This is a genomic window from Halopseudomonas sp. (genome assembly GCF_036960865.1).
In the GTDB taxonomy this organism is placed as follows: Bacteria; Pseudomonadota; Gammaproteobacteria; order Pseudomonadales; family Pseudomonadaceae; genus Halopseudomonas.
Window position 1 is genome coordinate 314,468 of the sequence record NZ_JBALWE010000004.1, and the last position, 13,857, is coordinate 328,324.

Genomic DNA, 13,857 nt, shown 5'->3' on the forward strand with positions numbered 1-13,857 from the left:
GCGGTGGCGCGAGAGGGCAACCCCACCGGGGTATTGGAGATGGCTCGCGAGTGCGCATTGCTCAAGCTGGCAAGCATGCGAACAACGCCCTCAGCCTGCGTTGCGGGATGCTCGTGATAGCGGAATGAGCGCAGTAAAGCATCTGCGCAGGTCATGCTGGACTTCGCCAAAACCCACACCTCCGTGTCGGGAATCGACGACAGCGACGCGGTTAAGGCGTCCGACGATAAAAAGAAAATTACAGCTAGGTGATTAACATAGTTCAGCGCAAAAAACTGTCAATGGTGGCCCTTTGCTGTAAAGCTGCTGGGGTTTTTGTGCTGCTCTACGCTAAGCTAGGGGCATTATTCGAGGAACCAGAAAACCATGGCAAAAGTGTCTGTCCTGATTGTTGATGATGCCCCCTTTATCCGCGATCTGGTGAAGAAGGCGCTGCGTAGCCACTTCCCTGGCTTGCAGATTGAGGAAGCGATCAATGGTCGCAAGGCTCAGCAGATGCTCACGCGCAGCAGCTTTGACCTGATTCTGTGCGACTGGGAAATGCCGGAGATGGGTGGCCTTGAGTTGCTTCAATGGTTCCGTGGCCAACCGGGTAAGGAGGGCATTCCCTTCATCATGGTGACCAGCCGCGGCGACAAGGAGAACGTGGTTGAGGCCATACAATCTGGCGTGAGCGATTATGTCGGCAAGCCCTTTACCAATGAGCAGTTGCTGGCGAAGGTCAGAAAAGCGCTGCAGCGCGCGGGCAAGCTATCGTTGCTGCAAGGGCCCCAGGCGCCGCGTCCGAGCGTTGGTACGGCGCAGGATTCGATCGCCAACCTGACCGGCGGTCGGAAAGTTGAAACGCCGGTCGCGGCCGCGCGCCCCGCCGCCCCGGCACGCAACCCCGAGACCCCTCCCGCGGTCAAGCCGGCCGCGGCGACCAGCGCCCAGTCGGTACGCGGCCAGGCGCAGTTGCGGCTGGCTGGCGAGCAGTTCGCCTGTGTCATCAAGACGCTGAGCTTGCGCGATGCGCTGGTGGTGGTGCGTCGGGGAGAGCGGCTGCCGCAGTTGTTTGAAAGTGGTGTGCTGGATCTGGAGCAGGACAGCGATCAGTCCATCGCGCGCATCAATGCCTACGTCCATGCGGTCGCTGCGCTGGAGCCGAAGATGGACTCGGAGTGGGTCAAGGTTACGCTGAAATTTGTTGATCAGGACCCGCAGAAGCTGGACTACCTGTCGCGGCTGATTGCCTCAGGCACCGCGCAGCAGCACTACAGTCCGGGCGCCTGACGCCGCTCAGGGGCGGCGCTTGGCCGGAAAGTGGCAGATGAAGGTGCTGCCTTCGCCCGCCTTGCTGAGTATCTCCAGGCGACCCTGATGGCGCAGCAGCACGTGCTTGACGATGGCCAGACCCAGTCCGGTGCCGCCGGTATTGGTGCTGCGGCTTGAATCGACACGGTAGAAACGCTCGGTCAGACGGTTGATGTGCTGGGGTGCGATGCCCACGCCGTTATCTTTGACGGCCAGATGCTGACCCTTGTCATCACTCCACCAATGCAGCTGTATCTCGCCCTGTTCCGGGGTGTACTTCACCGCGTTGAACGCGAGGTTGGAAAACGCGCTGCGCAGCTCCCCCTCCACGCCCTGCAGCTGGGTATTGCCATCGATTTGCAGATGGATGTGGTGACCCTGCTCGGCGGATAATGCCTGGGCATCCTTGCGAATGCTTTCCAGCATGGGCGCGACGTCCACGTTCTCCTCTTCACTGGTATGGTCCGATGTTTCCAGGCGAGCAAGCAGCAGCAGGTCGTTGAGTAAGCTTTGCATGCGGTTGGATTGCTGCTGCATCTGCTGCAGCGGCCGCTTCCAGCGCGGATTCATCTGCTCTTCACTGTCCAGCAGCGTCTCTACATAACCGACTACGACAGTGAGCGGCGTTCGCAACTCATGGGAGACGTTCGCGACAAAATCCTTGCGCATCTGCTCAAGATTGTGCAGTCGGGTAACGTCGCGCACGACCATCAGACGATCCCCCGGCCCGTAGCGGGTGACGGCATACTGCAGCTGGGTATTGAGGTCTATTGGCGAGTGAATTTCCAGCGGTTCGCGGAAATCACCCTGTTCGAAAAACTCGATAAAACGTGGGTCGCGAATCAGGTTGTTCACGTGCTGGCCACTGTCGTCCGGGGTGCGCAGGCCGAGCAGACGTTCGGCGGCGTGGTTCCACCATTCCAGGTGCCCGTCCTTGTCGATCATCACCACTGCATCGCGCAGCGCCGAGGTGGAGGATTGAATCCGATCGATTACAGCCTGCAAACGCGCGCGCATGCGCCCATCGCGGCGCTGCAGGTGGTAGATGCTATCGAATATTTCGCCCCAGACGCCTTTGGCTTCGGGGGGCGGCTCGTTTGGATGGGTGCTGAGCCATTCGTAGAAGCGCGACATCTGGCGCAGCGTCCAGGCCAGATAGAAGCCAAGGCCGAAGACCAGCGTCCAGGCGGGTTGCTTGATGATCCAGCCAACCAGCAGGCAAGCCAGGACCAGCAATAGCAGCTGACCCAGGACCCGACTGAAACTGTTTTTACTCACAGGCGCTCCCTAGGTTCAGCTACTTCTGCGTGCCGTTGCTCGTGAGTTACACGCACACGCGGCCGTCAAGCCTTGGTCGAAAACCGATAACCGGTGCCGCGCACGGTTTGTACCAGATGCTCGTAGTTGCTGCCAAGCGCCTTGCGCAGGCGGCGGATATGCACGTCAACGGTACGCTCTTCCACGTACACATTGCCGCCCCAGACCTGATCAAGCAACTGTCCGCGGGTGTAGGCGCGTTCCTGGTGGGTCATGAAGAACTGCAGCAGTCGGTATTCGGTAGGACCCATTTCAGCGGCGCTGTCGTCGATGGTGACGCGGTGGCTGACCGGATCAAGGTGCAGGCCGGCAACCTCGATGGGGGCTTCGCTGTCGACCGGGCCGGCACGGCGCAGTACGGCCTTGAGGCGGGCGACCAGCTCGCGTGGTGAAAAGGGCTTGGTGATGTAGTCGTCGGCGCCCACTTCCAGGCCCTGAATCTTGTTGTCCTCTTCGCCCTTGGCGGTGAGCATGATGATCGGGATATCCGTGGTCATCTCGTCGCGCTTGAGGCGGCGCGCCAGCTCAATGCCGGTCGTGCCTGGCAACATCCAGTCGAGCAGGATCAGATCCGGCTTGCTGTCGATGATGCTGGCGTGCGCTTGTTGGGTGTTTTCGGCTTCGAGGCAGTCATAGCCTGCCATTTCCAGTGCAACCGCGATCATTTCGCGGATTGGAGCTTCGTCATCGACGATCAGAATGGTTTTGCCTGACATGGTTTACCGTCTCGTTGCAGATTTCTGACATGCGCCGATTAGATAACATTTTTATTTCAGTTATGTGACCGTACCGGGTCGGGTCGATGAAAGTGTGCTGCCTTGCGCCTCTTCAACCCAGCCAGTAGTCGAGCGCCAGGCCGATAAACACCAGCATGCCGGCCCAATGGTTGGACAGGAAAGCACTCAGACAGGCATCGGCGTCACGCTCACGGATCAGCCAATGTTGCCAGACAAAGCCAAGCACCATACCCAGCAGCCCCAGGTAGTAGTAAAGGCCCAGATCGAAGCGCGCACCGACCAGCAGCAGGCAGAGCAGCGTCAGTCCCTGCAGCATGCCGATGATGGCACGGTCGGCCTCGCCGAACAGGATAGCGGTAGACTTGATGCCGATGCGCAGGTCGTCCTCGCGGTCGCACATGGCGTACTCGGTGTCATAGGCTACGGTCCACAGCAGGTTGGCTAGAAACAGCAGCCAGAGTGCCGGTGGCAAGTTGCCGGCTTCGGCCGCAAAGGCCATGGGGATCGCCCAGGAGAACGCGGCGCCCAGCACCACCTGCGGATAGAAAGTAAAGCGCTTGCAGAATGGGTACAAGGCGGCCAGCGCCACGCCGCCGAACGACAGCATGATAGTCAGTTGGTTGGTAAACAGCACCAGTAGGGCGCTGAGCGATACCAGTACGGCAAACAGGATCAGCGCCTGCTTGGCACTGATACGGCCGGTGGCCAGCGGCCGTTGCTGGGTACGTCGTACGTGGCCATCGAAATGGCGGTCGGCATAGTCGTTGATCACACAGCCGGCGGCGCGCATAAGAATCACGCCAAGTACAAAGATGATCAGGTTGGCGGTGCCGGGGACGCCCTCGGCAGCCAGCCATAGGGCCCAGAGCGTGGGCCAGAGCAGCAGATAGGTGCCGATCGGGCGATCAAGCCGCATCAGTTGAATGTAATCGTTGGCTTTCGGGTGCAGGCGCCCCAGCGGTTTGATCAGCAGACCCAGCAAGGTGTCACTCCAGACAGGATGAAGGTTCAGGTGCCGGCCGGCGGCCAGCCCTGCAAGAATACTTCACAGACCAGCAGCTGCAAGTCGCCGTCGGAAAAGTGTGAACGCCGTGCCCAAAGCCCCTCGGCTTGCCATGCGCAAGGCAGCCATGCGGCCGGGTAGCGCGAGATCTCGATTGGTCCGCGACGAATCTGCGGGTTGCGAAACAGCAAGTGGCCCAGACTGGTGGTACCCAGGCCGTTGAGTTCGACGGCAGCGCTGCCGAGTGCGCTGAGCGGGGCTACCGAGCGCGCAAATACCCTGGGTGCACCATCGGTATGCAGCAATACCTGGCGTACCCAAACGGGTTGCCCGGTAGCAATGCCGAGCGCCTGCGCCTCATCCGTGCGCGCGGGCTGCTCCTCCTGGGCGAGCAGTTCAACCCGGAAATCATCGTTGCCGGCGTCGGTCAGCCGCTGGGTCAGTGAGCCTTCGGCACACAGCCAGTTGAACAGGGGAACAGGGGGCGGTGCCGGGTGGCAGTCGGTGGCAAACCAGTCGGGCAGCATTGCGAAAGGACATCTCCGGCGGGCGGTTTAACGGGTGGTCGGCAGAGTACCACGAAACACCGCTGCACCGCGCTGGCAGGCGCTGATACGCACCGTTACAGCGGGCCAGCTCATGGCCTGGCCTTGGACTTGCATTGCAATTGCGGTAGTGTCGCCAGCAGATTGATTCCAATTTTTTATGTGGGTAGCAGCAATGAAGAAGTGGCAGTGCATCGTGTGTGGTTTCATTTATGACGAAGCCGAGGGCTGGCCAGATGACGGCATTGCCGCCGGTACGCCTTGGGAAGATGTTCCAGCAGACTGGATGTGTCCGGACTGCGGTGTAGGCAAGGAAGACTTTGAAATGATCGAGATTGGCTGACGCCGCTGGCAGGGAGATACGCAGGTGAGTGATAAGGCCCCGCTGGTTATCGTGGGCACCGGATTGGCGGGTTACAACCTGGCCAAGGAAGTGCGCAAGCTGGACGCAGAACGTGAACTGGTGCTGATTACCGCCGATGATGGCCGCTTTTATTCCAAGCCATTGCTGTCCACCGGCTTCGCCAAGGCCAAGGAAGCCGACGAGCTGGCTGCGCACAGCGCCGCCGGTATGGCCGAGCAACTGAATGCCCGGGTGCTTGAGCGTACCCAGGTGACCGCAATTGATGCGCAGCAACGCCGCGTGCTACTCGGTGATTGTGAGCAGGCATATTCCGAGCTGGTGCTGGCGGTGGGTGCCGAACCGCGCCGTCTGCCCTGGGCCGATGAGCTGGGTGAGCGGCTGCTGTCGATCAACGATCTGCACGATTACGGCCGCTTCCGCGCCGCTGTGCAGGGCAAGCATCGGGTGGTCATCATCGGCGCGGGCCTGATTGGCTGCGAGTTTGCTAACGACCTGGTGGCCGGGGGGTTTGAGGTGACCGTGGTCGCCTCCGATCCTTATCTTATGCCGCAGCTGATTCCCGAACCCGTGGCCGCGGCTGTGCAGGCACAATTGGAAGCGCTTGGCGTGGTCTTTCATCTGGGCTGCGCGATTGAATCATTTGAAGGCAACGAACAGGGCGTGCAGCTGCGCCTGGACGACGGCAGTCAGGTCAATGCCGATCAGGCACTGTCTGCCATCGGTCTGTCGCCGCGCTTGGCGTTGGCCGAGCAGGCCGGACTGGAGATCGGCCGAGGCATAGTGGTGGATCGGCACCTGGCGACCAGTCAGCCGCACATCTACGCGCTGGGTGACTGTGCCGAGGTGCAAGGCCTGAATTTGATGTATGTGATGCCGCTGATGACGGCTGCGCGCGCTCTGGCCAAGACCCTGTGCGGTGATCGCAGTGCCCTGAGCTACCCGGCGATGCCGGTGGTGGTCAAGACACCGGCCTGCCCGCTGGTCGTCGCTCCGCCGCTCACAGCCGAATCCGGACACTGGAGCACGAGCGGTGAAGGTGCGGATCTGCAGGCGCTATTTCACGATGAGCAGGGCCAGCTGCACGGCTTTGCCCTGACCGGCAACCGGGTCGCAGAGAAGCTCAAACTGACCCGTGAATTGCCCGGTTGGCTGCTGCCCCTCGAAGACTGAATGAGGCACTTTGGCCTTTTGTCGGGAAAATGTGGTTTGCGGCACGGCTTAGGCCCTATGGCGGCTGGCGTAATCGAATCAGTCGTGCCATGCTGAACGGGCTGTGGCAGAGCGCCTGGGCCTTGCGTCCGGGTGCCTAATCACTCCCGCTGCGAGGATGCGGCGGTAACAACAAAAACAACAGATTAATGAGGCTTTATATGCGTAAACCGGATCTCGCGGCGGCGATTGCCGACAAGGCGGACCTGAGCAAGGATCAGGCAAACCGAGTACTCAATGCCGTACTGGATGAAATCACTCAAGCCCTCAGCCGCCAGGATTCAGTGACCCTGGTTGGTTTTGGAACCTTCCTGCAACGTCATCGCGGTGCCCGTACCGGCAAAAACCCGCAAACCGGCGCTCCCGTTCAGATCAAAGCCAGTAACACAGTGTCTTTCAAGCCAGGCAAGAGTCTCAAAGACGCCGTCAACTGATTGCACTGCGTAACAGGGGCCGAGCCTCGGCCCCTGTTACTGAAAGTCCTTCTTCGGTGCTGTCAGTTCGCCGCCTGATAATTGTTGACCAGCACCCGCAGCGCATCGCGCGCCTCCAACACCTTGCCCACGACTTCTTCCGCCTTGTCCTCGCTCAGGCCAAGACGTGTCAGCAGTGCGTCTGGAATCGGCATCTGTGGACCCGAACCAATCTGATGTCGGCTGAGTAGCGCCAGGGTCAGGTACACCAGATTGGCATACACATGCTCTTCACCCTGATAGTGCGGGTTGTGCTGGTGGCGCAGCGCGATGCTGACCTCATCGGGCATGTCCCAGCAGCGTGACAGCCAGCTGCCGATTTGATCACGCGTTACCCCGATCAGGTGCTGCTCAATCAGGTGCGGTGCCACATGGGGGTTGGCCTCCACATGACGGCAGATCATCTTGAAATACGGCGGGAAGATGTAGGCCAGGACCAGGTAGCCAAAGTTGTGCAGCAGCCCGGCGAGGTAGTTCAGGCCCAGCTCGGGGCGCCGATCGCGGGGCATGGCTTTGGCCAGACCTTCGATCACGGCGGCGGTATAGATGGCCTGTTCCCAGTAGGGCGTGCTGCGCTCGGGGGCATCCTTGGGCAATTTGAAGGTCTTGCCCAGCGCCAGGCCCACGGCGAGATTGATCACCAGATCAAAGCCCAGCACGCGACCGATGGCATCTTCTACCGAGCGAATCTTGCCGGGCGCCGCGTAGTAGGGCGAGGCGGCCCAGCTGACCACCTGAGCGGCAAGGCTGGGGTCGGTTTCCACCACATCGGCCAGATCTTCAATGTCGGCATCGGGATTGACCCGCAGCTTCATGATCTTCTGCGCGGACTCTGGCAGTGGGGGAATTTCGATTGTTTCTTCCAGTCGCTGCTTCATGCGCAGGGCAGTGAAGTTCTGTACGGCGTCGGTCAGGTCCTGGCTGTCCTGCTCGGGGCTGCCTGCCGGATCGCTCAGGCTGCTCAGGGGGACGGCGAAGCGGGCCATGCTGGCCTTGGCCAGCAGCGTGCGAGCGTCGTCCTGGCTGAGTTGCAGGCACCAGCCAGGCAGACCGCTATCGAGGCTGACGTAGCTGTAGTCGAGCAGACTCTGCTCGCACACGCAGGGTGAGTTGAACAGGATGGGTAGCCCCGGCAACTCGCTTAGCTGATGTTTGCTCAGAATGCGCTGTAACTCGCCGTCGCGCACTGGTTGCAGGTCGCGGCCGAGCAGGCTGCCAACGCGTTTCAAGTCAAGCAGATGGTCTTTGGGAATCAGCGACAGCACGGTGCCGATGCTGTCGCACAGCAGGCAAGCCTGCACTTGCTGGGCTGCCGGCCCGGCATACGCGACAGGCCGCAACTGGTAAGCGATACCCTGCTGTTGCAGGAGCTTTTCAATAAGATCAGGCAGGCTGGTGCCGTGGGTGTCGCGGGCTGCTTCAATGGTCATTGCGCTTTCCTTGATCCGTAGGCTGAGACGGGCTCAGGGTGTCAGGCTTTTCTTCGATATTAGCATGGCTGCCCGACCCTTCGAGCATAGCCGGCCTCAGACTTGCGCAAAATGCTGGCCCTGGGCTATCCAGCGGTCCAGCAGGGGTTGCACGTGGCCGGGGTAGCGGCTGGCCAGTTGTTGCGCGGCCTGTTGTACCTCCGGCAGCAGGTCGGCATCGCGCACCAGGTCAGCAACGCGGAACTGCACCAGCCCGGTCTGGCGCGTGCCCAGCACCTCGCCGGGGCCGCGCAGGGCAAGGTCCTTTTCCGCAATCACAAAGCCGTCGCTACTTTCGCGCATGATACCCAGTCGTTCCCGCCCCAGGGCTGAAAGCGGCGCGTGGTAGAGCAGTACACAATGGCTGGCGGCGCTGCCCCGTCCGACCCGGCCGCGCAACTGATGCAGTTGCGCCAGGCCCAGGCGCTCGGGGTTCTCGATCACCATCAGGCTGGCGTTGGGCACATCCACGCCAACCTCGATGACCGTAGTGGCGACCAACAAGTGCAGGTCTCCGCCCTTGAATGCCGCCATGATCTCGGCCTTTTCGCCGGCCTTCATGCGACCGTGGATCAGCCCGATGGACAGCTCCGGCAGACTGTTGCACAGATCTTCCCAGGCGCTTTCTGCCGCCTGCGCCTGCAACTGCTCGGATTCCTCGATCAGCGTGCAGACCCAGTAGGCCTGGCGGCCTTCGGCGCAGCCGGCACGTACCCGCTCGATCACCTCCGGGCGGCGGCTGTCCGACACTAGAACGGTGTTGACCGGCGTGCGTCCGGGTGGAAGTTCATCCAGTACCGAGGTGTCCAGATCGGCGTAGGCGCTCATCGCCAGGGTGCGTGGGATGGGCGTGGCGGTCATGATCAACTGGTGCGGTGAGAAGCCGCCGGCGGCGCCCTTGTCACGCAACGCCAGGCGTTGCTGAACACCAAAGCGGTGCTGTTCGTCGATGATCGCCAGTCCCAGGTTGTGAAACTGTACCTCCTGCTGGAACAGCGCGTGGGTCCCGACAATCATCGCCGCCTCACCGGTGGCGATCATCTGTAGTTGATTGGCACGGGCTTTGCCCTTGAGCTTGCCGGCGATCCAGGCCACTGACAGGCCCAGAGCGGAAAACCAGCGCTGGAAATTGTTGAAGTGCTGTTCGGCAAGAATCTCGGTGGGTGCCATCAAGGCCACCTGCCAACCGGCTTCCAGTGCCTGCAGCGCAGCCAGCGCAGCGACCACGGTTTTACCTGCTCCGACATCGCCTTGCACCAGGCGCAGCATGGGTTGGGGCTGGCGCAGATCAGCCAGTATCTCTTCGGCGATGCGCGCCTGGGCGCCGGTCAGCGGGAAGCCCAGCTGCTGTAAAAAGGCCTTGGCCAGCGTACCTTTAGCCTGCATGACCGGGGCGTGGTGCGCGCGCATCTGCGCACGCAAGCGCAGCATCGCCAACTGGTGCGCCATCAGCTCCTCGAAGGCGAGACGATGCTGGGCCCAATGCCGCCCATCCTGCAAGGCTTCGAGGTCAATGTCGGGCGGCGGTCGGTGTAGGATCTGAACGGCCTGATGAAGCGATGGCAGCTGGTATGCGGCCGTCAGCTCGGGCGGCAACCATTCAGGCAGGTGATTGCCATTGTTCAGCCAGCTTAGTGCGGCTTCGCTCAAGCTGCGCAGGCGCTGTTGCGACAGGCCCTCGGTAGCGGGATAGATGGGCGTCAGGGTCTCGTTGACCGGCAGCGTCTGGGCACCATCAAGATTCTGCATCTCGGGGTGATAGATCTCCAGTCCCGAGGCACCTGGGCGTACCTCGCCGTAACAACGCCAGTGGCTGCCGCGGCTCAGGTTGGCCTTGAGTGCGGCTGAAAAGTAGTAGAAACGCAGGCTGATAGTGCCGCTGCCATCCTGAATACGACACATCAGACTGCGCCGCCGCCCCATAACGACATCAGCGGCGACTACGACCCCTTCTATTACCGCGTCGAGGCCCGGCTGCAACGCGCCGATTGGCGTCACCCGGGTACGATCCTGGTAGCGTAATGGCAGGTGGAAGAGCACGTCCTGCACACTGTTCAGGCCGAGCTTACCGAGCTTTTCTGCCAATGCCGGGCCTATGCCCTTGAGCACTGTCAGCGGTGTGTGTTCCGTAACGCTGCTCACTTGGGCGGCTGGCCCACCGAGCACAGGCGTATTGAGTCGCTGAGTATTTCTACTGCCTTGGGCCTTGGGAAACTGGCGCGCCAGGCAATGGCCACCGTGCGGTAGGGTGCGGGTGCGGCAAAGCTTTTGGTGACCAGCAACTCCGAGCTGTAGTAGCGATCATCGGCGGCGGACATCGGCAGCACCGTCATGCCGATACCGGAGGCGACCATATGTCGAATGGTTTCCAGTGAGCTGGATTCCACCGTGGTGTGCTTGTGCTGCTCATCGCCCTTGCGCAGCGTCGGGCAGGCTTCCAGCACCTGGTCGCGGAAACAATGGCCTTCACCGAGCAAAAGCAGTTTGTTGTCGTCCAGCTCGTCGAGGCTCACGTTGGTGCGCTCGGCCCAGGGATGGCTGGCCGGGATCAGCAGGCTGAAGGGCTCGTCGTACAGCGGCTTGGTGAGTACGTCCGGCTCCTGGAACGGCAACGCGATGATGATGGCATCCAGATCGCCATTGCGCAGTTTGTCGCGCAGCACGTGGGTGAAGTTTTCCTCGATGTATAGCGGCATTTCCGGGGCCACCTTGTGCAGCTGCGGCACCAGGTGCGGAAACAGGTAGGGCCCGATGGTGTAGATGGCGCCGACCTTTAGTGGCGCGGCCAGCTGGTTCTTGCCGGCGCTGGCCAACTCGCGGATGGCCAGCGCCTCTTCCAGTACCTTTTGCGCCTGGGCGACGATGCGTTCGCCGATCGGGGTAACCCGCACCGCGCTCTTGCTGCGCTCGAAAATCATGATGCCCAGCTCTTCCTCCAGCTTCTTTACCCCCACGCTGAGCGTTGGCTGGGACACGTGGCAGCGTTCGGCAGCGTGGCCGAAATGCTGTTCCTGGGCGAGGGTGACGATGTAGCGTAATTCGGTCAGGGTCATGACGTCGCGGCCTGCGCTGGCAACTGGGAAGGGTCGGGCTCTAGCATAGCCCTTTGGTCGATAGAGTAAAACAATCAGAGGGCAGCGCACACAAGGTTATCTCTGCCGCGCGGCCTGCTAGAGTGTGCCCCTGACACTTATCAATGAGGTGGTTATGAAGCAGGTGGTCATTGCCGGTTGTGGCGATGTGGGTACGGCCCTGGGACTGGCGTTGCACGCGCGCGGTTGGCAGGTATACGGCTTGCGGCGTGATCCGTCGTTGTTGCCCGAAGGCATTTTGCCCATCGCGGCCGATCTCACCCAGCCTGCCAAGCCGGCGGACTGGCCGGCCAAGGTCGACTACTTGGTGTACTGTCCGGCGGCAGGCAAGCGCGACGTCGAGCTGTATCAACGGCTGTACGTTGAGGGTTTGCAGCATGTACTGGGCTGGATCAGTGAAAGCCGGCAGCAATTGCAGCACCTGTTGCAGGTCTCCAGCACCGCTGTTTACGCGCAATCGGAGGGCGAATGGGTCACTGAAAATAGCCGCGCAGAGGCTGATACCCCCACCGCGGCGCAGTTGCTGGCGGCGGAGGATGTGGCGTTGCGCAGCGGCGTGCCGGCCAGCGTGGTGCGGTTGGGTGGCATTTACGGCCCTGGCCGCAATCGGTTGATCGAGCAGGTGCGCGCGGGCTTGCAGGTCGCGGAAGTGCCCCCCCAGTACACCAACCGGATTCATCGCGATGATGCTGCTGGGCTACTCGCGCACCTGTTGGCGCTGGCCGAACGGCGTGAGCTGCTGGCGCCCTGTTATCTGGGCGTGGACGACGAGCCAGCCAGTCTGTTCGAGGTCACCAGCTGGCTGGCCGCGCAGTTGGGAACCCGGCTGCAGGCTGATGGGGCGCGATCAACCCGTAGCGGTAGCAAGCGCTGCAGCAATGCGCTGGCCCGCGAATCCGGCTGGCAGCCCGCGTATCCCGGTTATCGTGAAGGCTACGCCGAGTTGCTGAAAGACTGAGGCTCAAGGCTGGGTGCTGCTTACGCGCCAGATGATGTTACCCACGTCATCGGCGACCAGCAGCGCACCTGCTCCGTCTATTGCAACGCCGACCGGACGGCCCTGGGCTTCGCCCTGAGCATTCAGGAAGCCGTCGAGCACGGTGTAGGGCGCATCATTCGGGCGGCCTTCCTTGAAGGGCACAAACAGTACCTTGTAGCCGCTAGGCGGCTCGCGATTCCAGGAGCCGTGCTGGCCAATAAACAGCCCTTCGGTAAAGGGCGCAGGCAGGCGGCTGCCCACCGCGTTGCTCAAACCAAGCGAGGCGGTATGTGAGCCCAGGGCGTAATCGGGCTTCAGCGCCTTGGCCACCATAGCGGGGTTGCCCGGCTGGACCCGTGCATCCTCATGCGAGCCGAAGTAGCTCCACGGCCAGCCGTAGAAGCCGCCGTCCGCTACCGAAGTCATGTAGTCGGGCACCAGATCGTTGCCCAGCCCATCGCGTTCATTGACCACCGTCCATAGTTCGCCGCTGTAGGGCTCCCACGCCATGCCAACGGGGTTGCGCAGGCCACTGGCATACAGCCGTTTGCTGCCGTCAGTCGGATTGATCTCCCAGATGGCGGCGCGGCCCTGTTCCTGTTCCAGACCGTTTTCTGCGATGTTGCTGTTGGAGCCAACCGTGGCATAGAGCCTGCTGCCGTCCGGGCTGGCGATCAGATTCTTGGTCCAATGATGGTTGAGCGGGCCGGCGGGCAGGTGGGTAACTGGCTCGCCGGGCGTGGTGATCTGTGTCTGGTCAGCGCGGTAGGGAAAGCGCAGCACGCCGTCGGTGTTGGCGACATATAAATCGTTACCGATCAGCGCCATGCCGAAGGGTGAATGCAGGCCGGCGATGAAAACCGTGCGCTGATCTGCGATGCCATCGCCATCGCTGTCTCGCAGCAGGCTGATGCGGTCCGCGCTGGGCGTGGCGGCGCCCGCCTTGGCCATGGCCTTTTGGGTCAGCCAGGCTTTCACGCCGCCACTGTCTTCGGGCCGTTCGGGCGCGTTGGTTTCGGCCACCAGTACATCGCCATTGGGTAGGACGTGCAACCAACGTGGATGATCCAGCCCGCGGGCAAAAGCCTGAACCTGCAGACCCTTGGCGGCCGTCGGCTTGCCCCCGGACGGCCATCCGACGGCAGGGGCGATGTTCACAATGGGTAGTAAACCCGTCTGTGGCTCGGGTAGGGCGGGGTGCGGTCCCATGCCGGCGGTGATCGGCAGAGCCGGTTGGTTGCTGCTGCAACCGCTGAGGATCAGCGCCATACCGAGGAGTGGTAAACAGACGCGTGGGGAATTATTCACGGTATTTCCTTGTCGGTGTTAAGGCAGCCGGAGAAAAGCTCAGTTTAGGTGAGCTGCTGGATAACCTC

At 61.7% G+C, this 13,857-nt stretch carries 13 protein-coding genes; 5 read left to right on the plus strand and 8 right to left on the minus strand.

Annotated features, from left to right (window positions below):
- The first annotated feature begins 366 nt into the window (after positions 1-366).
- A complete protein-coding gene (locus V7747_RS07840; RefSeq protein WP_335615490.1) occupies positions 367-1,272 on the plus strand; it encodes a response regulator in 906 nt (301 codons plus the stop codon).
- Positions 1,273-1,278: 6 nt separating this feature from the next.
- Here the strand turns inward: V7747_RS07840 and phoR are convergent, their stop codons facing one another.
- The 4 genes from phoR to V7747_RS07860 form a co-directional block, all read right to left on the minus strand.
- Positions 1,279-2,571: a phosphate regulon sensor histidine kinase PhoR gene (phoR, locus tag V7747_RS07845; RefSeq protein WP_335615491.1), complete on the minus strand. Its 1,293-nt coding sequence runs from the start codon at positions 2,569-2,571 to the stop codon at positions 1,279-1,281.
- Between the two features lie 65 nt (positions 2,572-2,636).
- Positions 2,637-3,326 carry a phosphate regulon transcriptional regulator PhoB gene (gene phoB / locus V7747_RS07850; RefSeq protein WP_335615492.1) on the minus strand — a complete coding sequence of 230 codons (690 nt, stop codon included), beginning with the start codon at positions 3,324-3,326 and terminating at the stop codon, positions 2,637-2,639.
- Positions 3,327-3,438: 112 nt separating this feature from the next.
- Entirely contained in the window at positions 3,439-4,329 is an 891-nt protein-coding gene (gene ubiA, locus V7747_RS07855; protein ID WP_335615493.1) for a 4-hydroxybenzoate octaprenyltransferase, read from the minus strand.
- A gap of 26 nt (positions 4,330-4,355) precedes the next feature.
- Positions 4,356-4,877 carry a chorismate--pyruvate lyase family protein gene (locus V7747_RS07860; RefSeq protein WP_335615494.1) on the minus strand — a complete coding sequence of 174 codons (522 nt, stop codon included), beginning with the start codon at positions 4,875-4,877 and terminating at the stop codon, positions 4,356-4,358.
- A gap of 193 nt (positions 4,878-5,070) precedes the next feature.
- On the opposite strand from V7747_RS07860, the gene V7747_RS07865 reads away from it, so the two are divergent.
- The 3 genes from V7747_RS07865 to V7747_RS07875 all read left to right on the plus strand — a co-directional run bounded on the left by V7747_RS07865 (position 5,071) and on the right by V7747_RS07875 (position 6,902).
- Entirely contained in the window at positions 5,071-5,238 is a 168-nt protein-coding gene (locus tag V7747_RS07865; protein WP_092287165.1) for a rubredoxin, read from the plus strand.
- A gap of 24 nt (positions 5,239-5,262) precedes the next feature.
- Positions 5,263-6,429 carry an NAD(P)/FAD-dependent oxidoreductase gene (locus tag V7747_RS07870; protein WP_335615495.1) on the plus strand — a complete coding sequence of 389 codons (1,167 nt, stop codon included), beginning with the start codon at positions 5,263-5,265 and terminating at the stop codon, positions 6,427-6,429.
- A gap of 200 nt (positions 6,430-6,629) precedes the next feature.
- Positions 6,630-6,902, plus strand: a complete 273-nt coding sequence (locus V7747_RS07875) for an HU family DNA-binding protein (RefSeq protein ID WP_092287169.1) — start codon at positions 6,630-6,632, stop codon at positions 6,900-6,902.
- A 62-nt stretch (positions 6,903-6,964) separates the two neighbouring features.
- Here the strand turns inward: V7747_RS07875 and V7747_RS07880 are convergent, their stop codons facing one another.
- From V7747_RS07880 to V7747_RS07890, 3 genes are all read right to left on the minus strand, one after another.
- A complete protein-coding gene (locus tag V7747_RS07880) occupies positions 6,965-8,365 on the minus strand; it encodes an HDOD domain-containing protein (RefSeq protein WP_442909206.1) in 1,401 nt (466 codons plus the stop codon).
- A 102-nt stretch (positions 8,366-8,467) separates the two neighbouring features.
- Complete coding sequence (gene recG, locus V7747_RS07885; RefSeq protein WP_335615497.1) at positions 8,468-10,552, minus strand: ATP-dependent DNA helicase RecG; 2,085 nt, start codon at positions 10,550-10,552, stop codon at positions 8,468-8,470.
- Entirely contained in the window at positions 10,549-11,463 is a 915-nt protein-coding gene (locus V7747_RS07890) for a hydrogen peroxide-inducible genes activator (RefSeq protein WP_335615498.1), read from the minus strand. Before V7747_RS07890 ends, recG begins: the two co-directional genes overlap by 4 nt.
- 154 nt (positions 11,464-11,617) lie before the next feature.
- Here V7747_RS07890 and V7747_RS07895 point away from each other — a divergent pair, with 154 nt between their 5' ends.
- Entirely contained in the window at positions 11,618-12,460 is an 843-nt protein-coding gene (locus tag V7747_RS07895) for an NAD-dependent epimerase/dehydratase family protein (RefSeq protein ID WP_335615499.1), read from the plus strand.
- Between the two features lie 3 nt (positions 12,461-12,463).
- On the opposite strand, the gene V7747_RS07900 is transcribed toward V7747_RS07895, so the two are convergent.
- Entirely contained in the window at positions 12,464-13,750 is a 1,287-nt protein-coding gene (locus V7747_RS07900) for a PQQ-dependent sugar dehydrogenase (protein WP_335615540.1), read from the minus strand.
- Between the last annotated feature and the right edge of the window lie 107 nt (positions 13,751-13,857).

Coding starts and splice junctions, on each gene's coding strand:
- V7747_RS07900 (WP_335615540.1), bottom strand. CDS start 13,750: ATGGCGCTGATCCTCAGCGGTTGCAGCAGCAACCAACCGGCTCTGCCG.
- V7747_RS07860 (WP_335615494.1), bottom strand. CDS start 4,877: ATGCTGCCCGACTGGTTTGCCACCGACTGCCACCCGGCACCGCCCCCT.
- V7747_RS07895 (WP_335615499.1), top strand. CDS start 11,618: ATGAAGCAGGTGGTCATTGCCGGTTGTGGCGATGTGGGTACGGCCCTG.
- V7747_RS07840 (WP_335615490.1), top strand. CDS start 367: ATGGCAAAAGTGTCTGTCCTGATTGTTGATGATGCCCCCTTTATCCGC.
- phoB (WP_335615492.1), bottom strand. CDS start 3,326: ATGTCAGGCAAAACCATTCTGATCGTCGATGACGAAGCTCCAATCCGC.
- V7747_RS07890 (WP_335615498.1), bottom strand. CDS start 11,463: ATGACCCTGACCGAATTACGCTACATCGTCACCCTCGCCCAGGAACAG.
- V7747_RS07875 (WP_092287169.1), top strand. CDS start 6,630: ATGCGTAAACCGGATCTCGCGGCGGCGATTGCCGACAAGGCGGACCTG.
- V7747_RS07865 (WP_092287165.1), top strand. CDS start 5,071: ATGAAGAAGTGGCAGTGCATCGTGTGTGGTTTCATTTATGACGAAGCC.